Annotated in this window: 23 protein-coding genes; 8 read left to right on the top strand and 15 right to left on the bottom strand. The window is 69.8% G+C overall.

The features are described 5' to 3' along the window. Nucleotides 1-174 precede the first annotated feature (174 nt). On the top strand, nucleotides 175-552 hold the full coding sequence (locus NR798_RS20900; RefSeq protein WP_375773242.1) for a hypothetical protein: 378 nt from the start codon (nucleotides 175-177) through the stop codon (nucleotides 550-552). A gap of 63 nt (nucleotides 553-615) precedes the next feature. Here the strand turns inward: NR798_RS20900 and NR798_RS20895 are convergent, their stop codons facing one another. Continuing rightward, nucleotides 616-1,242 (bottom strand): hypothetical protein, encoded by a 627-nt coding sequence (locus tag NR798_RS20895; RefSeq protein WP_375773241.1) that lies wholly within the window; start codon nucleotides 1,240-1,242, stop codon nucleotides 616-618. Nucleotides 1,243-1,487: 245 nt separating this feature from the next. On the opposite strand from NR798_RS20895, the gene NR798_RS20890 reads away from it, so the two are divergent. Continuing rightward, nucleotides 1,488-1,781, top strand: a complete 294-nt coding sequence (locus NR798_RS20890) for a hypothetical protein (RefSeq protein ID WP_375773240.1) — start codon at nucleotides 1,488-1,490, stop codon at nucleotides 1,779-1,781. Nucleotides 1,782-1,885: 104 nt separating this feature from the next. On the opposite strand, the gene NR798_RS20885 is transcribed toward NR798_RS20890, so the two are convergent. Then, a complete protein-coding gene (locus NR798_RS20885) occupies nucleotides 1,886-2,011 on the bottom strand; it encodes a hypothetical protein (RefSeq protein ID WP_375773239.1) in 126 nt (41 codons plus the stop codon). A gap of 111 nt (nucleotides 2,012-2,122) precedes the next feature. Further along, the gene (locus NR798_RS20880; protein WP_375773238.1) at nucleotides 2,123-3,346 is read right to left on the bottom strand and encodes a cytochrome P450; all 1,224 of its coding nucleotides are present in this window, start codon (nucleotides 3,344-3,346) and stop codon (nucleotides 2,123-2,125) included. 242 nt (nucleotides 3,347-3,588) lie between these two features. On the opposite strand from NR798_RS20880, the gene NR798_RS20875 reads away from it, so the two are divergent. Beyond that, nucleotides 3,589-4,194 carry a hypothetical protein gene (locus NR798_RS20875; protein WP_375773237.1) on the top strand — a complete coding sequence of 202 codons (606 nt, stop codon included), beginning with the start codon at nucleotides 3,589-3,591 and terminating at the stop codon, nucleotides 4,192-4,194. Nucleotides 4,195-4,266: 72 nt separating this feature from the next. On the opposite strand, the gene NR798_RS20870 is transcribed toward NR798_RS20875, so the two are convergent. Then, entirely contained in the window at nucleotides 4,267-9,375 is a 5,109-nt protein-coding gene (locus NR798_RS20870) for an Ig-like domain-containing protein (RefSeq protein WP_375773236.1), read from the bottom strand. Nucleotides 9,376-9,571: 196 nt separating this feature from the next. After that, complete coding sequence (locus NR798_RS20865) at nucleotides 9,572-10,489, bottom strand: pseudouridine-5'-phosphate glycosidase (RefSeq protein ID WP_375773235.1); 918 nt, start codon at nucleotides 10,487-10,489, stop codon at nucleotides 9,572-9,574. A 110-nt stretch (nucleotides 10,490-10,599) separates the two neighbouring features. Here NR798_RS20865 and NR798_RS20860 point away from each other — a divergent pair, with 110 nt between their 5' ends. Together NR798_RS20860 and NR798_RS20855 are read left to right on the top strand one after the other, a co-directional pair. Next, on the top strand, nucleotides 10,600-11,412 hold the full coding sequence (locus NR798_RS20860) for a metallophosphoesterase (RefSeq protein ID WP_375773234.1): 813 nt from the start codon (nucleotides 10,600-10,602) through the stop codon (nucleotides 11,410-11,412). A 54-nt stretch (nucleotides 11,413-11,466) separates the two neighbouring features. Then, complete coding sequence (locus NR798_RS20855; protein ID WP_375773233.1) at nucleotides 11,467-12,390, top strand: DMT family transporter; 924 nt, start codon at nucleotides 11,467-11,469, stop codon at nucleotides 12,388-12,390. Between the two features lie 12 nt (nucleotides 12,391-12,402). Here the strand turns inward: NR798_RS20855 and NR798_RS20850 are convergent, their stop codons facing one another. Genes NR798_RS20850 through NR798_RS20840 form a run of 3 tightly spaced genes read right to left on the bottom strand, consistent with a single transcriptional unit; the run spans nucleotide 12,403 to nucleotide 15,923 of the window. Next, the gene (locus NR798_RS20850; RefSeq protein WP_375773232.1) at nucleotides 12,403-14,106 is read right to left on the bottom strand and encodes an FHA domain-containing protein; all 1,704 of its coding nucleotides are present in this window, start codon (nucleotides 14,104-14,106) and stop codon (nucleotides 12,403-12,405) included. Between the two features lie 33 nt (nucleotides 14,107-14,139). Then, nucleotides 14,140-15,312 (bottom strand): hypothetical protein, encoded by a 1,173-nt coding sequence (locus NR798_RS20845; protein ID WP_375773231.1) that lies wholly within the window; start codon nucleotides 15,310-15,312, stop codon nucleotides 14,140-14,142. Beyond that, on the bottom strand, nucleotides 15,309-15,923 hold the full coding sequence (locus NR798_RS20840) for a deoxynucleoside kinase (RefSeq protein ID WP_329729747.1): 615 nt from the start codon (nucleotides 15,921-15,923) through the stop codon (nucleotides 15,309-15,311). Before NR798_RS20840 ends, NR798_RS20845 begins: the two co-directional genes overlap by 4 nt. A 316-nt stretch (nucleotides 15,924-16,239) precedes the next feature. Here NR798_RS20840 and NR798_RS20835 point away from each other — a divergent pair, with 316 nt between their 5' ends. The 3 genes from NR798_RS20835 to NR798_RS20825 all read left to right on the top strand — a co-directional run bounded on the left by NR798_RS20835 (nucleotide 16,240) and on the right by NR798_RS20825 (nucleotide 19,135). Then, on the top strand, nucleotides 16,240-17,034 hold the full coding sequence (locus tag NR798_RS20835; RefSeq protein WP_375773230.1) for a lysophospholipid acyltransferase family protein: 795 nt from the start codon (nucleotides 16,240-16,242) through the stop codon (nucleotides 17,032-17,034). 78 nt (nucleotides 17,035-17,112) lie between these two features. Continuing rightward, on the top strand, nucleotides 17,113-18,444 hold the full coding sequence (locus NR798_RS20830) for a tetratricopeptide repeat protein (RefSeq protein ID WP_375773797.1): 1,332 nt from the start codon (nucleotides 17,113-17,115) through the stop codon (nucleotides 18,442-18,444). 46 nt (nucleotides 18,445-18,490) lie between these two features. Then, the gene (locus tag NR798_RS20825; RefSeq protein WP_375773229.1) at nucleotides 18,491-19,135 is read left to right on the top strand and encodes a hypothetical protein; all 645 of its coding nucleotides are present in this window, start codon (nucleotides 18,491-18,493) and stop codon (nucleotides 19,133-19,135) included. Nucleotides 19,136-19,210: 75 nt separating this feature from the next. Here NR798_RS20825 and rplQ read toward each other — a convergent pair whose 3' ends face one another. The 7 genes from rplQ to infA all read right to left on the bottom strand — a co-directional run bounded on the left by rplQ (nucleotide 19,211) and on the right by infA (nucleotide 23,146). After that, nucleotides 19,211-19,627 (bottom strand): 50S ribosomal protein L17, encoded by a 417-nt coding sequence (gene rplQ / locus NR798_RS20820; RefSeq protein ID WP_375773228.1) that lies wholly within the window; start codon nucleotides 19,625-19,627, stop codon nucleotides 19,211-19,213. 174 nt (nucleotides 19,628-19,801) lie between these two features. Beyond that, complete coding sequence (locus NR798_RS20815; RefSeq protein WP_375773227.1) at nucleotides 19,802-20,884, bottom strand: DNA-directed RNA polymerase subunit alpha; 1,083 nt, start codon at nucleotides 20,882-20,884, stop codon at nucleotides 19,802-19,804. A 204-nt stretch (nucleotides 20,885-21,088) separates the two neighbouring features. Further along, nucleotides 21,089-21,715, bottom strand: coding sequence for a 30S ribosomal protein S4 (gene rpsD, locus NR798_RS20810; RefSeq protein ID WP_047857271.1), 627 nt, complete (start codon nucleotides 21,713-21,715; stop codon nucleotides 21,089-21,091). A gap of 63 nt (nucleotides 21,716-21,778) precedes the next feature. Then, nucleotides 21,779-22,228: a 30S ribosomal protein S11 gene (gene rpsK, locus NR798_RS20805; RefSeq protein ID WP_267537784.1), complete on the bottom strand. Its 450-nt coding sequence runs from the start codon at nucleotides 22,226-22,228 to the stop codon at nucleotides 21,779-21,781. Nucleotides 22,229-22,297: 69 nt separating this feature from the next. Next, a complete protein-coding gene (rpsM, locus tag NR798_RS20800) occupies nucleotides 22,298-22,681 on the bottom strand; it encodes a 30S ribosomal protein S13 (RefSeq protein ID WP_375773226.1) in 384 nt (127 codons plus the stop codon). 51 nt (nucleotides 22,682-22,732) lie between these two features. Continuing rightward, nucleotides 22,733-22,849 (bottom strand): 50S ribosomal protein L36, encoded by a 117-nt coding sequence (gene rpmJ / locus NR798_RS20795; RefSeq protein WP_002633586.1) that lies wholly within the window; start codon nucleotides 22,847-22,849, stop codon nucleotides 22,733-22,735. Between the two features lie 78 nt (nucleotides 22,850-22,927). After that, entirely contained in the window at nucleotides 22,928-23,146 is a 219-nt protein-coding gene (gene infA, locus NR798_RS20790) for a translation initiation factor IF-1 (protein ID WP_043409051.1), read from the bottom strand. Between the last annotated feature and the right edge of the window lie 75 nt (nucleotides 23,147-23,221).

The raw sequence follows: 23,221 nt of genomic DNA, 5'->3' as shown, positions 1-23,221 counted from the left end.
AAGCCCTTTATCTGTCTTCAGATAAGGGGGGCGTCCATCTCCTGACGGCTTCACGTGCGCATGTCCGCTTCCGATCTGGCGGGCGGATGGGCTGCACACCCCTCCCTTACCCCTGTATGCCATTGAGATAGCTTGCGCTGGCTGTCCTTGGATTCCAAGAGTGGGGGGCTTCCCATGTACCGAATGACGTTGTTGTCGCTTGCCGTCGCCATCAGCCTCGCCGGGTGCAACGTGCCGGATGAGGTGGAGCAGACTGCGCAGGGCACCCAGGAGGAGGCCCGGCCCGAGGCGGGCCCCCAGGAGGGCGAGGTCTCGGCCCAGGCCGGAACCTGTCACGCGGGGCCGAGGGCCGGCCAGTTCTGCCAATCGGACTTGAACTGCGGCAAGTACTGCAGCACGGGCCCCAGGTATGGCCAGTGGTGCAGCTCGGACGCGACTTGTGGCCCGTTGTGCGCGGGTGGCAGCCGGTATGGCTATTCCTGCTTCTCCAACTGGGATTGCCCTGGCTCCTACTGCCTGATCTCGACGTGCATCCAGGCGTACTGCTTGTAGCCGGGCCGCGATGAGGCCTGGAACGGAGCCGCTCTGCTTCGTGAGCGGCTCCGTGTCCGTCACTCACAGCGTGACGTTCACCTGGTACTCGCCGTCACCGCCGGACTTCGCCGTCCCGGTGATGGTGGTGCTGCCCGCCTTGCGCCGCACCTTGCCGGTCCCATCGTCCTCGATCTGCCCGGACATGCTCAGGTTCAGAGTGACCTCGCCCTCGAGCTCCCCGTCCATCTGGAAGGTGCCCACGAGCGTTCCCGTGAAGGTGCCGTTGGGGATGTTGCGCAGCGAGAGCACCAGCTCCGGCTGCATCGTCGTGTCGGTGACCGTCTGGTAGGTGATCTCCACCGGCTCCTCACCCTCGGCCGGGGTGATCTCTCCGTCGGAGTAGGTCGTCATCCCGACGCGCAGCCGCATGCCCTTGTTCGAGGACGAGCCCTGATCCACCTGCCCGGTGATGGTCAGCGTTCCCTCGGCGTCGCCATTGGCCGTCTGGGCTGGGATGTTCGCGCTCGAGGCGGCGTTGAAGCCGGCGAAGCCGAGCTGCAGGGACTTCTCGACGGACTTGTCGAGCCCGAGGTACGCGCGGCGGGCCTGCTCATCGGAGCTGACCTCATCGCTGCAGCCCGGCAGGCCCGCGGTGAGCAGGAGGGACACGGTGACAAGGGAAACGAAACGGAGGGAAGGGATGCGCATGGCCCCTGTCTATCAACACGAAGGGCCGCGACTCCACCCCACCCCCAGAGCCCCGCTGACATGTCAGTGGCGTGTCAGGAGCACCCCTGACACGTCACGTCGTCGCGGCGAAGGCCCGGCACGGAGCGGAATTCCATGCGGATGACCCCGATGGGCACGCGTTCCCGCTGGCACCGTGCTTGCTGCGGAGAGCCAGCAGGAGACGGTCGCATGCCGCGCCGTCTCACGAACCTGGAGACTCCAGCATGAAGCCGCTCATTGCCGCCTTCGCACTCGTCGCCGGTACCGCCTTCGCCGCCCACCCACCTCCCGACACGAAGACCGCCGCCCCGGCCCAGAAGGAGGCCGATCCCAAGAGCCACGAGAAGACGCCCGATGCCATGAAGAAAGCGGCGGAGCCGTCCGAGGCGAAGAGCCCCGCCATGGCCGAGCAGGGCGAAGAGGGCAAGGGCCAGGAGGCCGCCGGTAAGGGCAAGGGGAAGGGAAAGGGCAAAGGCAAGGGGAAGGGCAAAGGCAAGGGAGACATGGGCGAGGAGTAGGAACCCTCGGACGCGCCCCGCCCTCTCCCATCAGGGAGAGGGCCCCCCGGGCCGGAACCCGTGCACGCATCGAACGCCTCCTGCGCCGTCAGCGGCCGGCCACCCTACCGGAGCACCGGCTCCTCGAAGGAGATCCGCCCGTTCGCATCCACGCGGAAGACATAGCCTTCCTTCATCTCCTGCTTGCCGCTGTGTGTAGCCACGAGCACGCGCTCACCGTCCGTGCGCACGTGGACGATCCCGAACGACGTCTTGCAGTAGCCGTTCCGGAAGCTCTTGGGGTCTCCCCTGCTGGGGACCGGGCAGCCGGGGGAGCGCCGTGGCCTTGGGGGAGGACGGGGCTACAGCTCCACGGGGAGCGCGCGCAACTCCCGGTTGAGCGGAATCCGCAGCTCCCAGCCCGGCTGGGTGCCCGTCGCGGGCCGCACCTTCGGGAAGCGGCGCAGCAGCGTCTCGAAGAAGACCTGCGCCTCCAGCCGCGCCAGCGCCGCACCCAGGCAGTAGAACGAGCCGAAGCCGAACGCCACGTGCTTGCTCGGCTTGCGCGTGATGTCGAAGCGGTCCGGCTCGGCGAAGACGGCCGGGTCACGGTTCGCCGCGGCCAGCGCCAGGTACACCATCTGGTACGGCTCCATCGCCTGCCCGCCCAGCTCCACCGGCGCGACGGTGAGCCGCGTGATGAAGCCCACCACGTCGGCGAAGCGCAGCATCTCCTCCACCGCCTGGGGAATGAGCGAGGCGTCCTCGCGCAGCTTCGCGAGCTGCTCCGGGTGCTGGAACAGGAGATTCATTCCCTTGCTGATGAGCCGCGCGGTGGTCTCGTGGCCGGCGAACAGCAGCAGCACGCAGTTGGAGACGATCTCCTCCTCGCTCACGAGCCCCTCGGTCTGGGCCCGCGCGAAGACCTCGAGGATGCTGTCGGTCGGCGCGCTGCGATGCTTCGCGAGCACATCGCGCATGTAGCTCATCATCTCCATCACGCTCTTCTGGCTCTGCATCAGCTGCTGCACGTCGAAGGCGCTGAAGATGGGCGTCAGGTCTCTCGACCAGCGCTGGAGCATGTGCTCGTCGGAGAGGGGCACCCCGAGCATCTCGGCGATGACGCTCGAGGGAAGCGGAATCGCGAGCTCCTCCACCAGCTCGACGGTGCCCTTGGGCGCGGCGGCGTCGAGCAACGTGTCGGTGATGGATTGGATCCGCGGCCGGAGGTTCTCCACGGTCCGCGGGGTGAAGTAGCGCTTGAGCAGCGACTGGAAGCGGAGGTGACCCTCGTGCGTGGTGTGCCCCATCCACATGTTGACGGCGTCGCGCAGCGGCAGGAGCTGCTGGCGGGCCTCCGCGGGGAGGCGATCGAACTGCACCGTCATCGGTCCGGCGACCAGCCGGTTGTCCCTCAGCGCGTTGGAGATGTCGGCGTGGCGGGTGAGCACCCAGCCATGCAGCTGCGGGCTCCAATGGATGGGCTGCTCGGCACGGAGTCGATGGTAGAGCGGGTGCGCATCCTGCGCGGCCGCGGGGGTGAGGAGGTCGAACGCGAGGGGTTGGGGGCTCGTGGCCTGAGTCATGATCCTCTCCGGACGCGGCGGAACGGGAAGGCCGCGCATCCGGAGGATTATCATGGGACAAGGGGCACCGGTTCCAGGCCTCCCCCTGCCCCGCCCGCTCGGGGCTCCGTTGCAGGTGTAACAACGACCGCCCCCCTGCATTCATCAATCCCTGTCACGTAGCCCTCCGGTCCGAGGCAGGCACGAAGCGCCGCGTTGTCCGGGACCCGAGGCGCCCCCACCTTCTTGCCAGGAGGTGGCTCATGGTGCGTCGAATCGCGTTGTGTCTGGTCTCGCTCCTGCTCACCACACCCGTCTGGGCTCAGGACAAGCAGTCCCCGCCCACCTCGGGGGGTGGCTCGGGCATGGCCATGGACATGTCCAAGATGGGGCCCTGGACTCGCAAGCCCACCAACGAAGCGAAGACCAAGAAGGAGATCGAGGCCTTCTTCAAGGAAGAGGAAGCCCTCATGAAGAAGCGCGACTTCGAGGGGGGGCTCGCCCGGATCGACTTCCCGATCTTCATGGCGACCGATGACAGCAAGGGCGTCCCCAAGACCGAGACGTATGACCGTCAGCAGTACACGAACATGATGAAGCCCATGTACGAGCAGAGTCCCGCCGACATGAAGATGAACCACAAGCCCACCATCACCGTGCTGTCCGACTCGCTCGCCACGGTCACCGACGACTACACCCTCACCACGGGCGGCAAGACGTACACCGGCCGCAACTCTGGGCTCCTGGTGAAGCGTGATGGCCAGTGGAAGTGGAAGACGATGTACGAGGCGGGCTGGGGCGACATGCCGTCCACCGGCGTCGGTGGCTCCGGAACGGCTGGAGACACCGAGAAACAGAAGAAGTACTGAAGAACGCCGCCGCCGGGCCACCGCGGGAAGAGCGTGGCGGCCCGGCGAGCGTTGACACCGGCGGGTGGGCGCTCAGGCCCGCCGCGCCGCGCGCCGGCCTCGCCACGAGCCCCGGGCGAGCAGGAACAGCAGTCCCGCCCAGGCGAGCGAGGCCCCTTCCGCCGTCGAGGCGCAGCCTCCGCAACCGCCCGTCGGAGCCGACACGTCGGGCGGCTCGGTGGCCGGGGCCGGCGCCACGGTGATGCGGACGGTGACGGGCTCGGAGGCGCTCTGCCCATCGCTCACGCGGTAGGTGAAGGTGTCTTCCCCCGCGAACCCGGCCGAGGGCGTGTAGACCAGGGCCGGCGCGGTTCCCGAGAGCGTGCCATTCGCGGGAGCCCCCACCACCTCGAAGGAGAGCGTGTCGCCATCACCGTCGGTGCCCTCGAGCCGCACGGACACCGGCGCGCCATGGGCGGTGGTGAGGGACAGGGCCTTCGCCACGGGCGCGTCGTTCACCGGAGTGACGGTAATCGTGACGGCGGCCACGTTGGACTCCACCGTCCCATCCCCCACCTGGAAGAGGAGGAAGTCCGGGCCGTGGTAGCCCGCCGCGGGCGTGTACGTGAGGCTGGCCCCCGAGCCCGACAGCGTGCCGCGCGCCGGTCCCGACACCACCGTGTACGTCAGCGTGTCGCCGTCTACGTCCAAGGAGCCCAGCGTCACGGCCACGGGGGTGTTCTCGGCCGTCGTCACCGAGCCCAGCTGCGCCACGGGCGCGTCGTTCACCGGCGTGACGGTGATGGTGATCGTGGTCTCAGTGGAGTCCGCCGTCCCGTCGTTCGCCTTGAAGGTGAAGGAATCCATGCCGTGGTAGTCCGCCGCGGGCGTGTACGTGCGCGAGGTGCCCGTGCCCGACAGCGTGCCGTGCGCCGGTCCCGCCACCACCGTGTACGTGAGCTTGCTGCCCTCCACGTCCGTGGCCTCCAACGTCACGGCCACGGCCTTCTCCTCGGCCGTCGTCACCGAGTCCGCCAGCGCCACCGGGGCGTCATTCACGGCGCTCACGGTGAGGGAGACGGTGGCCACGTTGGAGTCCTCCGTCCCGTCATTCACCTTGAAGGTGAAGGAGTCCGGGCCGTGGTAGTCCGCCGCGGGCGTGTACGTGAGGCTGGCGCCCGAGCCCGACAGCGTGCCGTGCGACGGGCCCGACAGCACCGTGTACGCCAGCGTGTCGCCGTCCACATCCGTGGCACCCAGCGTCACGGCCACCGCCGTGTCCTCGGCCGTCGTCGCCGCGCCCACCAGCGCCACGGGCCTGTCGTTCACGGGCGTGACGGTGAGCGTGACGGTGGCCTCGTTGGAGTCCGCCGTCCCGTCGTTGGCCTTGAAGGTGAAGGAGTCCGGGCCGTGGTAGTCCGCCGCGGGCGTGTACGTGAGGCTGGCGCCCGAGCCCGACAGCGTGCCGTGCGCTGGGCCCGACACCACCGTGTACGCCGGCGTGTCACCGTCCACATCCGTGGCACCCAGCGTCACGGACACCGCCGTGTCCTCGGCCGTCGTCACCGAGCCCGCCAGCGCCACGGGCGCATCGTTCACCGGCGTGACGGTGAGCGTGATGGTGGCCACGTTGGAGTCCTCCGTCCCGTCGTTGGCCTTGAAGGTGAAGGAGTCCGAGCCGTGGTAGTCCGCCGCGGGCGTGTACGTGCGCGAGGTGCCCGTGCCCGACAACACGCCGTGCGCCGGGCCCGCCACCACCGTGTACGTGAGCGTGTCGTCCTCCACGTCCGTGGCACCCAGCGTCACGGCCACGGCCTTCTCCTCGGCCGTCGTCGCCGAGCCCGCCAGCGCCACGGGCGCATCGTTCACGGGCGTGACGGTGAGCGTGACGGTGGCCACGTTGGAGTCCTCCTTCCCGTCGTTGGCCTTGAAGGTGAAGGAGTCCGGGCCGTGGTAGTTCGCCGCGGGCGTATACGTGCGCGAGGCGCCCGTGCCCGACAACACGCCGTGCGCCGGGCCCGACACCACCGTGTACGTGAACGGGCCGCCCTCCTTGTCCGACACCAGCAGCGCCACGTCCACCGGCGTATCCTCCCGGGTCGTCGCCGAGCCCGGCTGCGCCACGGGCGCCGTGTTGTCGGAGATCCGGACCAGCCCGCCCCCCGAGATGCCATTCACCGTGGCGAAGAGCTGGTAGTGACCCGGAATGACCCCGGGCAAGGTGGTGGTCAACGACGTGTCCGAGAAGCCGCTCAGCGGCAGCCGCAGGAGCGTGTTGCCCTCCAGCGGCATGAGGCTCACCACGGGGAAGTTCGCGGGCGTGCTCCGGTTGCCGCCTCCGACACTGATGCCCTCCGAGATGCCGCGCAGCCGCGTACCCGTCACGCTGATGGTCTCCAGCGGGGCCACCGTGGTGGACACGCTCAGGCCGGGGCGCCAGGCGTCGTTCGTTCCCGACTCGTCGAACAGGTTGCTGCCGCTGGGAGTGGCCCAGTTGCCGCCCGCGAAGAGCACCTTGCCATTGGGCAGCAGCACCGCCGCGGCGTCCTGCCGGGTGAAGGGCATGGTGCCCGCGCTGCTCCACGTCCCCATCCCCGGGTCATACAGCTCCGCGACGGTCGCGCCCCCCCCGCCGCCGCTTCCGGCCAACAACACCCGGCCCGAGGGCAACAGCACCATCGAGCCCTGGTAGTGCGGGCTCGCCGTCGAGCCGGTGGCGCTCCACGTGCCCGTCACCGAGTCATACAGCTCCGCGGTGACGATGGTCCCGGGGCCACCCGCCGTCAGCACCTTGCCATTGGGCAGCAGCGCCAGCTGGTGCGACGAACGGCCCGTCACCATCGAGCCCGTGGCGCTCCACGTCTCCGTGGCCGGATCGTACAGCTCCGCCGTCGCCACCGGGCCCAGGCCACCCGCGACGAGCACCTTGCCCGTGGGCAGCATGATGGCCGCGTGATCGCTCCGGCTCACCGTCATGGTCCCCTTCGTGTAGCGCCAGGTGTCCGTCTCCGGGTCGTACAGCTCGGACTTGTTGCCCATGCCGCTGGACACGCCGCCCGCGAGGAGCACCTTGCCGTCGGGCAGCAGCGTCGCCGTAGCGGACCCATGGGGCTGGAGCGTCGGAGCCGCGGTCTTCCACGTTCCCGTAACGGGATCGTACACGTCCACGGCGCTCGTCCCGATGGTGTCGGACCAGCCGCCCACCACCAGGACCTTCCCCGAGCGCAGCACCGTGACCGTGCTGTCGTAGCGTTTCAACGACAGGGAGCCGGCCGCGGACCAGCTGTTGGTGTCCGGGTCATACAGCTCGGCCGTGATCAGGTAGCCCTCGGAGCCGTAGCCGCCCGGCATCAGCACCTTGCCCGTGGGCAGCAGCGTCGCCTTCGAGTACAGCCGCTTGATCGCCGGAGAAGGCGCGGCGCCCCAGGTGAACTCGCCCGGGTCATACAGCAGGCTGAGCACGTTGCCGTTCGCCGTGAGCAGCACCTTGCCCGTGGGCAGCATCACCGCCACGTGGTTGGTGAAACCCGTCGGAAGCACGGAGGCGGTGGTCCACAGGTTGGTGGACGGGTCATACAGCTCCGACGTCGTATCGGTGCCCGTGCCACCCGAGCCTCCCACCACCAGCACCTTGCCCGAGGGCAGCAGCGTCGCCGAGTGGAGCGAGCGCACCATCTTCAGCGTGGCGTTCGACGACAGGCCCGTGGACGGGTCGTACACCGTGGAGCTCGTGTCGCTCACCAGCAGCACCCTGCCCGTGGTCAGCAGGGTCGCCGTGTGGGACGAGCGGTACGGCAGCGTGCCCGGCTGCCGCCAGGTCTCCGTGGCCGGGTTGTAGATCATCACCGGGCTGGCGGAGGAGCTGTTCACGTAGCCGCCCGCGACGAGCACCTCGCCCGAGGGCAGCAGCGTGGCCGTGTGGCCGTACTGGCCCGAGGGCATGGAGGCGGTGGACGTCCAGGTGCCCGTGGCCGGATCGTACAGCGAGGCCGCGGTGATCCCGACGCCCGCGGTGCCGGAGAAGCCACCGGCCATCAGCACCTTGCCGTTGCGCAGCAGCGTCAGCGAGTGCAGGCGGCGGGGCCCGGGCAGCGCGCCCGTGGTGCTCCACGTGCCCTTCACCGGATCGTACAGCTCCGCGGTCGAGGCGCTGGCGGCGTAGTCGCCGCCGGTCACCAGCACCTTGCCGGTGGGCAGCATGAGCGTGACGGGGTTGTTGCGGATGCCGGCCATCGAGCCCGTCCCGCTCCAGGTGCCGGACACCGGATCGTACACCTCGCAGCTGGCGAAGGGGCCGAAGCCACCGCCGGCCGCCAGGACCTTGCCCGAGGGCAGCAGCGAGATGCCCGAGTAGTAGCGCTGGGTCGACAGGCTGCCCGTGGAGGAGAAGCCGGGGTCCACCACCACCGGACCGGCCAGGCCCTCCAGGTCCACCGTCATCTCCACGGACAGCGTCCCGCCCACCGCGTAGCGCACCGGTGCCCCGGCGACGGGCGAGGCCTCGGCCACCGCGCCCAGCAGGCGCACCTGCCCCTGCCGGCTCAGGCCCGCCGCATCCCGCGCCACCGAGTAGTGCAGACGCAGCACCGGCACCCCGTGCCCATCCACCAGCTCCAGGTACTCGCCCACGTCACGCGCGGCCGTCACCTCGGGCGGAAGCGTCAGCTCGTAGAGCGTGAGGTGCGCTCCCCCACCCTGGGGCAGCACGAGCAGCTCCTCCACGCGCGGGGTCTTCCACTCGCCGCTCTCCGCGGCCGCGCCGCCCGGGGCCATCCAGAAGTGCCCGTCTCCGTAGAAGGCCGCGCCCCGCGAGGAGCGCAGCGCCGTGTCTCCACTCCCCGTCTGCCGCACCGTGAAGGTGAGGCCCCGGGTGGTGAGCACCATGTCCCCGCTCAGGGAGGACGGCATGCGCACGTGCAGCAGCGCTTCCGCGGGCACCCGTGACAGGTCCACCGGCGTGCCGGTGAGGATCTCCGGGAAGTACGCCTGGGCGAGCGCGAGCTGGCTGGCCTCCCCCGGAGCGGCACGCAGTTGCGCGATGGCGGCGGAGGCAGCCACCTCACCGGAGCGCGGCGCCAGGCGCAGCTCCTGGGCGCGGCCCGCTTCCACCCATTGGGTGGCCGCCGAGGGAGGTGGCTCACCGCAGGACAGAAGGACGGCGAGAGAGGAGACGAGGAACCAGAAGTGTCGGGCCTTGAACATTCGGCCGGGAAGGTGCCACCAAGGTCTGACGCTGCTCAAGTCCCCCGGGAAACCACGTACCGGCGCGCACTCGCGGTGAGAAAACCGGCCTCTTATTGCACGGAGAAGAAGGCGGGCACGGATGGCACGGCACGGTGTGCCACCCGCGAGCGGAGGTGGCACGGCGAGGTGTGCCACGTGCGAGCGCCGCGAAGGCTCAGCCCCGTGAGCCCTGCGCGTAGGCCACGGCGAGCTGCCCGGCGAAGCGGGCGTTGTTGGTGAGCAGCGCGATGTTGGCGCGCAACGTCTTGCCGCTGGTGCGGCGGGCCATCTCGGAGAGCAGGAAGGGCGTCACGGCCTTGCCGCGGATGCCCTGCCGATCGGCCTCGGCCATCGCCTGGGCGATGTGCAGCTCCACCTCGGCGCGGGGCAGCGAGGTCTCCTCGGGAGGAGGCACCGTGAAGAGGACGCCCCCCTGCCCCAGCGTATCGAAGCGGGCCTGGAGGATGCGCGCCGCCGCGGCCGCGTCGTCCACCTGGTGCTCCAGCGGCAGCCCGGACGAGCGGCTGTAGAAGGACGGCAGCTCGCGGGTGCCCACGCCGATGACGGGCACGGCGGCGGTCTCCAGTGCCTCCAATGTTTTCGGCAGGTCCAACACGGACTTGGCGCCGGCGCACACGACGGCCACCGGGAAGCGCGCCAGGGCCCAGAGGTCCTGGGAGATGTCCATGTGCTCGGCGACGCCGCGGTGCACGCCGCCGATGCCTCCGGTGGAGAAGACGCGGATGCCCGCCGCGGCGGCCAGCTCGCAGGTGGCGCTCACGGTGGTGCCGCCGGTGGCGCCCTGGGCGATGGCCACGGGCAGGTCCCTCGAGGCCAGCTTGAACAGGCGCTCGCGGCCCTCGGCGAGCCGGCGCATCTGGGACTCCTCCAGGCCGATGAACACCTGCCCATCCACCACGGCGATGGGGGCGGGCACGGCACCGGCCCGGCGCACGGCCTCCTCGCAGGCGCGCGCCGCCCCGAGGTTGTCCGGGTAGGGCAGCCCCTGCGCCACCACGCTCGTCTCCAACGCCACCAGCGGCACGCCCTGCTCCTTCGCGCGCCGGACCTCTTCGGAGTAACGCAGTTCCATGGGGGCATATACGCCACGGGCCCGAGGGCAGGACAAGCACGGAGACACACCGCGCCCAGGGAGCGTTCGGCGCCGGTCAGGCATGGGGGTGCTCGTCCGACGGGTACGCCATGCGAATCCTCTCCATCGAGAAAACACCCGTCCACGAGTGGACGTACCTGTCCGCCGCCCCGCGCGGAGGGAGCGAGCTGAGGCACCTCCCGCTGCTCCCCGCCACGGTGGACACCCTTCCTCCCGGCCTGGGAGCGCTGATCGTCACGTCGGATCTCCAGGGGGTGGCCACCAGCGCCGAGCACGAGAGCGCCGCCACGTTGCTGGGCGAAGTGCTGGCCGAGGAGCTGGCGATCCTCGGGGACCTGGGGGAGCTGCCCCATCCGAACCACGTGGGAATCCTGCTCGCGGGAGACCTCTACTCGGACGCCTCGGGGGCGGTGCGGGGGGCGACGGGGGACGTGCGGAGCGTCTGGAACGCGTTCGCCGATCGGTTCCGCTGGGTGGCGGGCGTGGCGGGCAACCACGACACCTTCGGGACGCCCCGCGAGCGGGAGCGGCTGCTGCAGCGCCCGGGCCTGCACCTGCTCGATGGAGAGGTGCGCGAGCTGGACGGGCTCCGGGTGGGAGGGCTGAGCGGCATCATCGGCCAGGCGGGGAAGCTCTGGCGGCGCGAGGAGGAGGACTACCTCGCGGCCCTGCGGGAGGTGCTCGGCGGGGCTCCCGAGGTGCTGGTGCTGCACCAGGGGCCGGACGAGCCCTTGTCGGAGCGGAGGGGAAGTCCGGCCATCCGCGCGGAGGTGGAGGCTCGGGAAGGGCTGCTCGTCATCTGCGGCCACAGCCATTGGGAGGAGCCGCTTGGGGAGCTGCCGGGTGGGACGCAGGTGCTCAACGCGGACGGACGCGCCGTGCTGCTGCGGCGGGGCGGCTGAGCCCTGGAGTCCGGGTGCACGCGGGGAGCATTGCCAGCACGGTCCGCGGGCGGTATGCCGCGCCTCGCCTTGAGCACCACCACCGCCGTGCCCTCCCCGGCCGCCCCTCGCACGTTCTCCCTGTCGGATCTCGCCCTCGTGCTGGTCGTGCTCATTTGGGGCACCAACTACACGGTGGTGAAGGAGTCACTGAGCTACATCCCGCCGATGGCGTTCATGGCGCTGCGCTTCGGGCTGGCGGCGATGGCCATGGCGGTGGTGCTGCACACGCGCGAGGGCTGGAAGCCGCTGCCCCGGGCCACGCTGCTCAAGCTGGTGGTGCTCGGGCTGGTGGGCAACACGCTCTACCAGTTCTGCTTCGTGATGGGCGTGGCGCACACGACGGCGGCCAACAGCGGGATGCTCGCCTCGGGCACGCCGGTGGTGACGGCGCTGCTGGGGGCCGCGCTGGGGGTGGATAAGCTGCGGAAGCCGCTCGCGATGGGGCTGCTGCTCGCGGTGCCGGGCATGCTGCTCATCGTCAGCGCCCGGGGCCCCGAGCTGGACGCATCGACGCGCCAGGGGGACTTCCTCATCCTCGGGGCCTCGCTGTGCTGGGCCATCTACACGGTGGGCATCAAGACGATCGGCCCCGAGCTGTCCGCGCTTCGCATCACCGCGCTCACGATGATCATGGGGGCGCCCGGGGTGGTGCTGCTGGGCCTGCCCTCGGTGATGAAGCTGGAGTTCGGGAGCATCAGCGCGGGTGCATGGTTCGGCGTGGTGTACTCGGCGCTCATCCCGCTGGTGCTGGCGTACGTGGTGTGGAGCCGCAGCGTGCAGGCGGTGGGGAGCAGCCGGACGGCCATCTACAACAGCGGGACGCCCGTGGTGGCGGCGCTCACGGCGTGGCTGGTGCGAGGCGAGCGGCCCACGTGGATGCAGGCGGTGGGGGCGCTGCTGGTCATCTCCGGCGTGCTCTTGAGCCGGAGGCGCTGAGCGCCCCTGCCCTCACGCGCGCCGCCGAGCCACGGTGAGGCCGTAGTCCTCGATCTTCTTGTCCAGCGTGGGGCGGCTGATGCCGAGCATCTTCGCGGCGACGATCTTCTTCCCCCCGGCGGTGCGCAGGGCCTCGGCGATGGCATCGCGCTCCAGCCGGGCGACACGCTCCTGCAGGGTGAGCTGCGGAGGCGACGCACTGCCCGCTTGAATCTCCGGAGGCAGGCTCAGCGCGTGGAGCTGCACGCCGGCGTGCACCAGGGCGAGCCGTTCCGCGAGCAACTCCAGCTCGCGGACGTTGTGGGGCCACTCGTAGTCCATGAGGAGCTGGCGGGCCTCGGGGGCGAGCACGGGAGGCTCCATGCGGGCGGCCCGAGCGCCCCGGGTGGCGAACAGCTCGAAGAGCAGGGGGATGTCGGCGCGCCGCTCACGCAGCGGAGGAATGGCCAGCTCGAGCCCCGCGAGCTGCCGGACGAGCGAGGCATCCACCTCGCCCTTCACGACGAGCGCGTGCGGCGGGCCATTCGCGGTGACGATGAGGCGGAAGTCCACGGGCTCCTCGCCACCCTGGAGGGCCGGGGCCGTCTTGCGGGCGATCAACCGGGCGAGCCGCTCGGCGAGGGCGCGTGGGAGCAGCTCCATGTGGTGCAGCAGCAGGGTGCCGCCGTCGGCGCGCAGCAGCGCCGAGGCCACGGGAGGCACGCCTGGCCCGCTGGCGCGACCGAGGAGCACCTCCTGCAGGGAAGCGGCATCGCGGCAATCCACGCGCACGAGCGGCCCGAGGGCCCGGGGCGAGCGCGCGTGGATGTAGCTGGCACACAAGGACTTGCCGGTGCCGGGCTCGCCGGAGATGACGACGGGGGCGGCGCTGGCGGCGGCGCGGCGGGCCTGCTCCACCACCTTGCGGAAGGGGCGCGAGTTGCCGGCCATGTCCACGCGAGCCGGCTGGCTCCCCGCGCGCGAGCGCACGGCGGCATAGGCCTCGCCCCCGAGCCGCCCGAGCATGGCCGCGAGCCGCCCATCCGCCTCGGAGAAGTCCGGCTCCGAGCGCTCCACGTAGAGCACGCCGAAGGGCAGTCCACCCGAGGCCACCAGGGGCGAGCACAGGCTCCCCGCCGAGCGGCCCTGCTCGGAGCGCTCAAGGGTGGCACGGGCCATGTCGCGGGGCACCTCGACGGAGGGAGCGCCCACCACGGCCGCGGTGAGCAGGCCCTTGGTGTCGCCGAGGAGCGCCGCCGCCGCGTCCCCATTCAGGGCGTGGAGCGAGGCCTCGGCGATGCGCCGCAGCACCATGGCCTCGCTGGTGGCGCCCAGCAGCGCCGCGCCCGCCGAGTACAGGGCCGCCTCGGTGCCGACGTGGGGCAGCACCTCCTCGACGGGCAGGTGGCTGGCGCCCTCGGGGACGGTGGCCGCGAGCGAGGCGGCACCGGGCGGCTCGACGAGCATGGTCGTCTTGCCCACCTGGACGCGGTCGCCTGCGTGCAGCAGCACCTCGCCGGAGATGCGCTCGCCATTGACGGAGGTGCCGTTACGCGAGCCCAGGTCGGCCACGCGCACCTGCCCTTCCTGCACGAAGAAGCGGGCATGGCGGCGGGACAGCTGGTCATCCTCGGTGAGGGGAATCTCACACGAGGGGCTGCGGCCGATCGTCGCCTCGGTCTGGATCTCGTAGCGCAGGCCGGCCGAGGGACCGGAGAGGAGCAACAGGGCGGGCATGGCGGGCGGCGGCGGATGCTACCACCGCCCTTCTCACATCGGGCGTTCGGCGTTGAGCAGCGCGCGAACCTCGTCCTCTTCCAGGGTGCGGCCCTCGCGGCTGAGGGCGAGCGCGTTCACGTCAGCCTCGGCCACCTCCACATGGGCGCCCTTGCGCCACTCGGTGGTGTGGACGGCGCCGTCCACGAGGCGGCCGACGATGATGCCCTCCTCCCAGGAGAGCACCTCGGACCAGAGCTGCTCGGTGACGGTGCTGCCCTCCGGGTGGGTCTCGAAGGGGGCGCGCACGAGGAAGGTAAGCGGCTCCATGAGGCCGCGGCGCAGGAAGCGCGCCTTGAAGGCGGGCAGGTGGGCCTGGGCCTCCAGGCGCATGGCCTCCGTCTGCTCGGTGGGCTCCTGGGCGAAGCGCTCGCGGAAGGGGCGCAGCAGCTCCGCGGTGTTGTGCCGGCCCTGGGGCGACACCACGGTGAGGAAGAGGCCCTCATGGCCCTCGAAGGCTTCCAGGGGAACGCCGAGCAGGTTGGTGCGTGCCTCTTCCGAGGGCACCAGCATGAAGGTCTGCCCCTCGCTGGTCCCCATCTCCTTGCGCAGCGGGGGCTCCTGCCCGAAGGCCAGGTCGGTGCACAGCTCGTGGAGGAAGGCCTCGGCGGGGAGCAGGTCCTGCTCGCCCAGGTGGAAGATCTCCAAGTCCCTCGCGCCGAACTTCTCCATCCCGTGCGAGTGCACCCAGAGAGGGGTCTCGCCCTCGATGACCTCCACGGCGTGGAGGTTGACGTGGTCGCGGATGTCGAAGTCCAGCTCGGTGATCTCCGCCACGTCCTCGGACTCGTGGACCTTGGAGGAGGTGATGTCCACCAGCACGCCGTCCACGTGGGCCAGGACGATGCGGGCGCACATGAGGGCCACGAAGACGGGCACGGTGGGCTGGGTGGAGCTGGACTCGAAGGCGAAGCGGTAGAAGGCGCGGGCGCGGGTGAGCGACTCCAGCGAGGGCTCGCTGCCGGAGAACATGTCCGGGGTCCAGTCGACGGGAGCGGGCCGCTGCTCGAAGACGACCTCCACCCGGGACTCCTCGGCCTCGATGGTGAAGCCGTGGCCGTCGGCGGCGGGGGTGAAGCCCATCTCCTCGGACTCGAAGGCGGCGCGCAGCTCGTCGAGGGGGATCGGCGAGGCGCGCGAGATGGCGACGAGGTAGACCTCCATCACAGGTGCTTCTCGATCTGTCGGAAGAGGTCCACGCGGTCCACCAGGTTCGTCAGATAGTCCAGCTTATCCGTCGGGAGAACCAGGACGGGGGACATCTTGTAACCACTGAACCATTCCTCGTACAGGGCGTTGAGCCGGTTGAGGTAGGCGGTGGGGATGTCCTGCTCCATCTCCCGGCCGCGCAGGCGGATGCGCTGGCGCAGCGTCTTCACCGGACAGCGCAGGTAGATCATCAGATCCGGCGGGGTGAGCGTCTGGGCGAAGGTCTCGTAGAGGCTGCAGTACATCTGCCAGTCGCGCTTGTCGATGTAGCGCTGGCGGTGGAGGTTCTTGGCGAAGATCTCCGCGTCCTCGTAGAGGGTCCGGTCCTGGAGGGCGGTGCCGGGCGAGCGCTCGAGCTCTCGCTGGAGGCGGAACTTGGCGGTGAGGAAGAAGAGCTGGGAGCGGAAGGCCCAGGTCTTCATGTCCTTGTAGAAGTCAGCGAGGTAGGGGTTCTCCTCGTTGGGCTCGAAGAAGGGGGTGAGGCCGTACTTCCGGCAGAGGAAGGACGTGAGCTCCGTCTTCCCGGCACCGATGTTGCCCGCGATCGCGATGAACTTCTTCTTGGCCAAAGCACCGCGCTTGTACCCCCACCGGGCGGCGCACACCAGATCCAAGGTGGCCAGAAGAGCGAGGGGGCATGGTAGATACGGCCCCCCATGTCTCCCCTGCCCCCTACCCGTCCCGAGTCTGGCGCGGTCCAAGCGGCCGTCCTGTCCCGGGCGGCGGCGGGGGGCGCCATCCCACCGTCCCTGGGCGCGCGAGCGTGCGGGCGGCCGCTGGCACCTGGAAGAGGTGCGGGCGGCTCCGCTGTTCGGGCATTCTTGGCGGGACACCGGGCTGTACGCCGTGGTGGGCTCCCCCTAGGACGTTGACGAGGTCGCCAGGATGCTCCGCAATTTGTTGTGCATGGTGGTCGCGGTGGTCGCCACCGCCATCTTCTTCCCCGTGACGGTGGTGGTGGCGCTCATCACCCTCAACCCGGGCGCCACGGTCTGGGTGGCGCGCCGGCTCTGGTCGCCCATCCTCATCGCGACGGGAGGGGCCAGGCTGGTGGTGACGGGCCAGGAGAACGTGGACCCGAACCGGCCCACCATCTACGTGTCCAACCACCAGTCCACGCTGGACATCCCCATCCACTTCGTGACGGTGCCGGTGAACTTCCGGTACGTGGCCAAGCACCAGCTCAAGTACGTGCCGCTCATCGGCTGGTACCTGTGGTACGCGGGGCACATCTTCGTGAACCGGGGCCGGCGCGACAAGGCCATCGCCTCGCTGGACGCCGCGGCGCAGAAGATCCGCAGTGGCACGAGCGTGTTCCTCTACCCCGAGGGCACGCGCTCGGACGATGGCCGCGTGCTGCCCTTCAAGAAGGGCCCCTTCGCGCTGGCGCTCAAGTCCCGGGTGGCGGTGGTGCCCATCACCATCGAGGGCTCCGGCTCGGTGATGCCGAAGAACTCGTGGAACATCAAGCCGGGCCCCGTGTACGTGAAGATCGGCAAGCCCATCGACACCACGGGCTTCGCCGAGGATGACCGCGAGGGGCTGGCCCGGGCGGTGCGCGACGTCATCATCCAGCAGAGCCTCGAGCTGGGCGGCAAGGGAGGCGATCCCGAGAGGGTCACCGCCGCCGCCGGTGTCGAGGGTGACGCGCCCTCGCGCTCCCGCCGCAACGCCTCCTGAGGAGACCGTCCCCCCGTGCGCCTACCCTCCCCCGACTCCCGCTGTACTTCCCGCCGCCGGCTGCGCTCCTGGGCGGGCATGGCCGTGCTCGGACTGGGCCTGGTCACCGGCTGCCGGCATGGCGCCGCCACCGAGCGCCCCCTGGAACCGCGCGCGCAGGCGCGTGAGTACCTGGAGAAGAAACAGCCCGAGCGGGCCCTGCCGTTGCTGGAGGCCGAGGCCGCCCGGGCGCCGGAGGATCTGGAGCTGGCGCGGATGCTGACGGAGGCCCAGGTGAAGGCGGGCCGCACGGATGCGTGGATCGCCGAGCTGCAGCGCCGCAACGCGCAGGCGGAGCGAGCGGTGAACCACTACATGCTGGGGCTGGCGTACTTCTCGCGGGCGTCGGACGCGGGGGGCCCGGCGGTGGCCGCCTTCGAGCGGGCGCTGGAGCTGAAGCCGGACGAGCCCGAGCTGCACTACCGGCTGGGGCTGGCCCGGCTGGAGTCCGAGCAGTACGCGGCGGCGGTGGGCCCGCTGCGGCGGGCGGCCGAGCTGGCCCCGGAGCGCGCGGGCATCCGCCTGCCGCTGGCCAAGGCGCTGCACCGGACGGGGGACTCGGCGGGGGCGGTGGCGGCGCTGGGGGCGCTGGTGCGGATGAGCCCGAGCCGTGCCGAGGTGGCCACGGCGCGGGCGCTGATGGATCAGATCGCGGACCCGTTCGCGCGCTTCCCCAAGGCGGCCGAGCCCAAGCTGGAGGAGGGCCTGCGCTACCTGAGGGAGCTGGACGCGCCGCACCCGGCCATCGTGGCGTTCGAGGAGATTCTGCGGGACTACCCGGACCTGGCGGTGGTGCACGCGCTGATGGGGCTGGCGTGGCAGCGGCTGGACGACGCGGGCCGGGCGGTGGAGGAGTTCAAGCGGGCCATCGAGCTGGCGCCCGAGGACGGCAAGAACCACTTCTACCTGGGCGAGCTGTACCTGGGGCGGCAGCGGCCGGAGGCGGCGCGGACGCACCTGGAGAAGGCGGTGGAGCTCAACCCGCTGCAGGACGTGGCGTGGTTCCGGCTGGGGGACATTTACCTGGAGCAGCGGGACTTGAAGGCGGCGGGCGAGGCCTTCCGGGTGCTGACGTCCCTGTCGCCGGACGAGCAGGCGCCGAGGGGCAAGCTGGCGCTGGTGCGTCAGCTGGAGGGCGACTGGGCAGGCGCCGAGCGGGAGCTGCTGTACGTGGTGGAGAAGGATCCGGACAACCTGGAGTTCACCCTGCGCCTGGGGGTCCTGTTCGCCGAGCAGGCGAAGCAGTCCTCGCGGCCGGAGGAGCGCAGGGAGGCGGCCGGGAAGGCGGAGCGCTGGCTGCGCAAGGTGCTGGAGACCCAGCCGGAGAACGCGGTGGCCTCGCGGGCGCTGCAGCAGCTCAAGAGTCCCTAGGGGCCAGTAGCCAGCGGGAGCCCGGGCCCTCTACACTGGGGGCTCGATGAGTGAAGGTGCCAACCAGCCCCAGCAGCCGCCGCGCGGGACGCCGTCGTCGACGAACATGCCCCGCGTCTCGCAGACGAACAATCCGCGCGTGATGAGTGCCGCGCGTGCGGCGCCCCTGCCCAAGGAGCAGCAGCAGGGGCAATTGAGCCAGAAGCTGAAGGCCGAGTCCGCCAACGTGGCCCTCAACGCCCTCTCCATCGTGAAGGAGAAGGTGGAGGAGTTCCGCGAGCAGGACCGCTTCTTCAAGTACAAGGCCTTCATCGTGGCCGGCTGGGTGTTCCTGTCGATCAGCACGTTCGGCGTCACCTGCGCCCGGGGCACGAAGCAGATGGGAGACTTCGGCGCGAAGCTCGTGCCCATCCCCAACGGCCGCCCCGGGGTGACGCTCATGAACAAGAGCGAGGATGCGTGGGAAAAGGTTCGCATCATCGTCAAGGACAACCGGGGCGTGGAGTGGAATGCCTTCGTGCCGCGCGTGGAAGCGGCCCATGATGTCACCATCACGCCCAAGCAGCTGCTGAACGCGAACGGCCAAGCGGCACCCTCGGACATCACCATCGTCGGCGTCGAGATGCAGACCGCCGACGGTGATGCCGTGCTGCTCGAGAACGGCGTGAACCTCACCGACGACGCGCAGTAGCCGGACCCCCAAAAGCGCGAAAGCGCCCTTCCCCAGGGGGAAGGACGCTCTCGTGCACTACCCTGAGACGGCCGACTACTCCGCCTTGGTCTCCGTGGCCTCGCCGGCCTCGGTGTCCACGGGAGCGGCCTTGGCGGGACGATCCACCAGCTCCAGCAGGGCCATCTCGGCGCCGTCACCGCGACGGAATCCGAGGCGCACGATGCGGGTGTACCCGCCCGGGCGGCTGGCGTAACGGTCCTTGTACTCGCTGAACACCTTCTGGAGGATGACGCGGTTGCGAACCGTCCGCTCCGCGAGGCGCACGTTGGCCAGGCCACCGCGCTTGCCGAGGGTGATGATGCGCTCGGCGATCGCCCGGGCCTCCTTGGCCTTGGGCAGCGTGGTGCGGATGGCCTCGTGCTCGAGCAGCGAGGTGACCATGTTGTGGAGCATCGCGAGCCGGTGGCTCGTGGTGCGGTGGAGCTTCCTCTGGCCTACCTTGTGACGCATGGTGCTGACCTCGGGCCCTTTCGGGGCCCACCACTCCGGCCGTACGAGGTACCGGGTGGGAAGGATGGAACCGGCACGGGCTCCACCGTTGCTGTGTTGGGCCGGTGAGGGCCCCCTCCTCCCTCGGGGTATGCGGCCATGCCGCCCCGCGGGAGGAGGTAATGCGAGAGTCGACTAGGCCTTGGGAGCGCCGGGGGGCACCGCGCCACCCGCCGCCGCCGCAGCGGCAGCCGCCGCGGCCGCACCCGGAGCGGGCGCGGGCGGGGTCTTCGGAGGCCAGTTCTCCAGCTTCATGCCGAGCGACAGGCCCATCTCCGCGAGGATCTCCTTGATCTCCTTCAAGGACTTGCGGCCGAAGTTCTTGGTCTTGAGCATCTCGGCCTCGGTGCGCTGCACGAGATCACCGATGGTCTTGATGTTGGCCTGCTGCAGGCAGTTGGCCGAGCGCACGGAGAGTTCCAGCTCGTCCACCGAGCGGAAGAGGTTCTCGTTGAGCTTGGCCTCCTCCTTCGGGGCCTCGACCGCCACGGGCTCCTCGGTCTCGTCGAAGTTGACGAAGACGGTGAGCTGCTCCTTGATGATCTTGGCCGCGTAGGCGACGGCGTCCTGAGGGGTGACGGAGCCATCCGTCCACACCTCGAGGGCGAGCTTGTCGTAGTCGGTGACCTGGCCGACGCGGGCATTGGTGACCTGGTAGTTCACCTTGCGGATGGGCGAGAACAGCGAGTCGATGGGGATGGTGCCGATGGGCGAGCCCACCACCTTGTTGGCCATGGCCGGCACGTAGCCGCGGCCGCGGCGGCACGTCAGCTCCATGCGGACCTTGCCGCCCTCGGAGACGGTGCAGATGTGGTGACCCGGGTTGAGGATCTCCACGTCCTGGTCGGTGATGATGTCACCGGCCTTGATCTCCTTGGGGCCCTCGGCCTCGATGCGGATCGTCTTCGGCTCGTTCGTGTGCATCCGGAGGAGGACCTCCTTCAGGTTCAGCACGATGTCCGTGACGTCCTCGGCCACCTCGGAGATGGTGGTGAACTCGTGGTCCACACCCTCGATCTTCACCGTGGTGATGGCGGCACCCTGCAGGGACGACAGCAGGACGCGGCGCAGCGAGTTGCCCAGCGTGGTGCCGAAGCCGCGCTCGAGCGGCTCGGCGACGAACTTGGCGTAGGTGGGGGTCAGCGAGTCCTGATCGACCTCGAGCCGGCGGGGCTTGATGAGATCACGCCAGTTCTTCGCGAGGAAAGAGTCAGCCATGTTCTTCTGCTCCTGATGACGTGGCCACCACCGACTTACCCACCGGGGTGGCGGGAGGATGGGCACGTGGGGTTTTCTTGAATAACGGCCGGCCCCGGGACTGCACGAAGGGACCGGCAGAAGCACGACGCCCCGGCGGTGAGGCCAGGGCGCGTACGACAGCTCCAGCGGCAGGTTTCGCCCGGTGGGGGCGAGCCAGGCCGATTACTTCGAGTAGAGCTCGACGATGAGCTGCTCCTGGATCGGCATGGTCAGGTCCTCGCGGTTCGGCGCGGTGCGCACCGTGGCCTTGAAGCCCTTCTTGTCCAGGTCGATCCACTGCGGCACGCCACGGCGATCCACGGTCTCCAGCGCCTCGGAGATGCGGAGGATCTTCCGGCTCTTCTCGGCCACCTCGATGGTGGTGCCCGGCTTGACGGCGAAGGACGGGATGTTGACCCGCTTGCCGTTCACCGTGAAGTGGCCGTGACGCACCAGCTGGCGGGCCTCGGCGCGGGTGTCCGCGAAGCCCATGCGGAACACCACGTTGTCCAGGCGGAGCTCCAGCTGCTGCAGGAGGTTCTCACCGGTCTTGCCCTTGGCCGCGGAGGCGCGGTGGTAGTAGCCGCGGAACTGGCTCTCCAGCAGGCCGTACATGCGCTTGACCTTCTGCTTCTCGCGCAGCTGCACGCCGTAGCCGGAGAACTTCACGCGGCCCTGGCCGTGCTGACCGGGGGGATAGGGACGCCGCTCGATGGCACACTTGTCCGTGTAGCAGCGGTCACCCTTCAGGTACATCTTCAGGTTCTCGCGCCGGCAGATGCGGCAGGCGGAGGCGGTATAACGGGCCACGATGCTTCTCCGTGTAGAGGTGGTCTGGACCGCTCCCCACGAGGAGAGCGGCCCGGGATGGAACTAGACGCGGCGGCGCTTGGGCTGACGGCAGCCGTTGTGCGGGATGGGCGTCACGTCGCGGATGAGCGCGATCTTCAGGCCGGCGGCGGCGAGCGCGCGCAGGGCGGACTCACGGCCCGCGCCAGGCCCCTTCACCAGCACCGTCACGTTCTTCAGGCCGTGCTCCATGGCCTTGGCCGCGGCGTCACCGGCGGCCACCTGGGCGGCGAACGGCGTCGACTTGCGGCTGCCGCGGAAGCCGCGGGCGCCAGCGGAGGACCAGGAGATCACGTTCCCGGACACGTCCGTGATCGTGATGATGGTGTTGTTGAACGTGGACTGGATGTGGACCACGCCATTGAGGATGCTCTTCTTGCCCTTCTTGCCCTTCTTGCGCGCAGCGGCGGCGGTGTCGCCCGTCGCGGGGGCCGCAGCGGCCGGGGCCGCAGGCGCGTTGGTCTCTTCAGCCATGGAACTCGTTGCTCCTGGAAGTAGGTAATCGACGCCGGCTCCTCAGGGGGGCCGGCGCAGGTGGAAGAACTAGCGAGCGGCCGTCGCCGGCTTGGCGCGCACGATGCCGCGCTTCGGGCCCTTGCGGGTGCGCGCGTTGGTGTGCGTCCGCTGACCACGGACCGGCAGACCCTTGCGGTGACGCAGGCCCCGGTAGCAACCCAGGTCCATCAGCCGCTTGATGTTCATGGTCACCTCGCGACGGAGGTCACCCTCGACCTTGTAGGACGCCTCGAGGATCTCGCGGATCTTGCGCGTCTGCTCCTCGGTGAGGTCCTTGGTCCGGGTGGTGAGGTCGATCCCCGCGGCCGTGATGATGTCGTGGGCGGACTTGTTGCCGATCCCGTAGATGTACTGGAGCGAGATCACCGCGCGCTTGTTGGGCGGGAGGTCGATGCCGGCGATACGAGCCATCTTGAGTCGTTCCTTCTGGTGAGTTGGTCTGGAGCTCGGTCCCTGAGGGGCCTAGCCCTGGCGCTGCTTGTGCCGGGGGTTGGAGGCGCAGATGACGCGCACGATGCCCTTGCGGCGGACAACCTTGCACTTGTCGCAGATCTTCTTGACGGACGCCCGAACCTTCATGGCGGTACTTCCCTTCCTTCGCTTTAGAAAAGAAAAGCCTCGAGGGCCGGTCCGCCATTCCGCGGAACCGAGCCCTTGCTACTTCGCCCGGTAGGTGATCCGGCCCCGGGACAGATCGTACGGGGACAGCTCGACCTTCACCTTGTCGCCCGGGAGGATTCGGATGAAGTGCATCCGCATCTTGCCCGAGATGTGCGCGAGCACCTTGTGGCCGTTGTCCAGCACCACACGGAACATCGCGTTCGGGAGGGGCTCCATTACGGTCCCCTCGACTTCGATGGAATCATCCTTCGGCAATCAGATAACCCTCTCGCGGACCACCGGAACTCTGGAAGCGCGGCGGGATAACACTTTGGTCCAGAAGTGGCAAGC

The organism is Archangium gephyra (assembly GCF_042230915.1).
Classification (GTDB): domain Bacteria; phylum Myxococcota; class Myxococcia; order Myxococcales; family Myxococcaceae; genus Archangium; species Archangium gephyra_B.
Note: the sequence above shows the minus strand (reverse complement) of the source record. Positions and strands in the feature narration are given on the sequence as shown.

Bases quoted from the DNA above. Each gene is read 5' to 3' on its own strand.
- NR798_RS20900 (WP_375773242.1), top strand. From the start codon at position 175: ATGTACCGAATGACGTTGTTGTCGCTTGCCGTCGCCATCAGCCTCGCC.
- NR798_RS20895 (WP_375773241.1), bottom strand. From the start codon at position 1,242: ATGCGCATCCCTTCCCTCCGTTTCGTTTCCCTTGTCACCGTGTCCCTC.
- NR798_RS20890 (WP_375773240.1), top strand. From the start codon at position 1,488: ATGAAGCCGCTCATTGCCGCCTTCGCACTCGTCGCCGGTACCGCCTTC.
- NR798_RS20880 (WP_375773238.1), bottom strand. From the start codon at position 3,346: ATGACTCAGGCCACGAGCCCCCAACCCCTCGCGTTCGACCTCCTCACC.
- NR798_RS20875 (WP_375773237.1), top strand. From the start codon at position 3,589: ATGGTGCGTCGAATCGCGTTGTGTCTGGTCTCGCTCCTGCTCACCACA.
- NR798_RS20870 (WP_375773236.1), bottom strand. From the start codon at position 9,375: ATGTTCAAGGCCCGACACTTCTGGTTCCTCGTCTCCTCTCTCGCCGTC.
- NR798_RS20865 (WP_375773235.1), bottom strand. From the start codon at position 10,489: ATGGAACTGCGTTACTCCGAAGAGGTCCGGCGCGCGAAGGAGCAGGGC.
- NR798_RS20860 (WP_375773234.1), top strand. From the start codon at position 10,600: ATGCGAATCCTCTCCATCGAGAAAACACCCGTCCACGAGTGGACGTAC.
- NR798_RS20855 (WP_375773233.1), top strand. From the start codon at position 11,467: ATGCCGCGCCTCGCCTTGAGCACCACCACCGCCGTGCCCTCCCCGGCC.
- NR798_RS20850 (WP_375773232.1), bottom strand. From the start codon at position 14,106: ATGCCCGCCCTGTTGCTCCTCTCCGGTCCCTCGGCCGGCCTGCGCTAC.
- NR798_RS20835 (WP_375773230.1), top strand. From the start codon at position 16,240: ATGCTCCGCAATTTGTTGTGCATGGTGGTCGCGGTGGTCGCCACCGCC.
- NR798_RS20830 (WP_375773797.1), top strand. From the start codon at position 17,113: ATGGCCGTGCTCGGACTGGGCCTGGTCACCGGCTGCCGGCATGGCGCC.
- NR798_RS20825 (WP_375773229.1), top strand. From the start codon at position 18,491: ATGAGTGAAGGTGCCAACCAGCCCCAGCAGCCGCCGCGCGGGACGCCG.
- rplQ (WP_375773228.1), bottom strand. From the start codon at position 19,627: ATGCGTCACAAGGTAGGCCAGAGGAAGCTCCACCGCACCACGAGCCAC.
- NR798_RS20815 (WP_375773227.1), bottom strand. From the start codon at position 20,884: ATGGCTGACTCTTTCCTCGCGAAGAACTGGCGTGATCTCATCAAGCCC.
- rpsK (WP_267537784.1), bottom strand. From the start codon at position 22,228: ATGGCTGAAGAGACCAACGCGCCTGCGGCCCCGGCCGCTGCGGCCCCC.
- rpsM (WP_375773226.1), bottom strand. From the start codon at position 22,681: ATGGCTCGTATCGCCGGCATCGACCTCCCGCCCAACAAGCGCGCGGTG.
- rpmJ (WP_002633586.1), bottom strand. From the start codon at position 22,849: ATGAAGGTTCGGGCGTCCGTCAAGAAGATCTGCGACAAGTGCAAGGTT.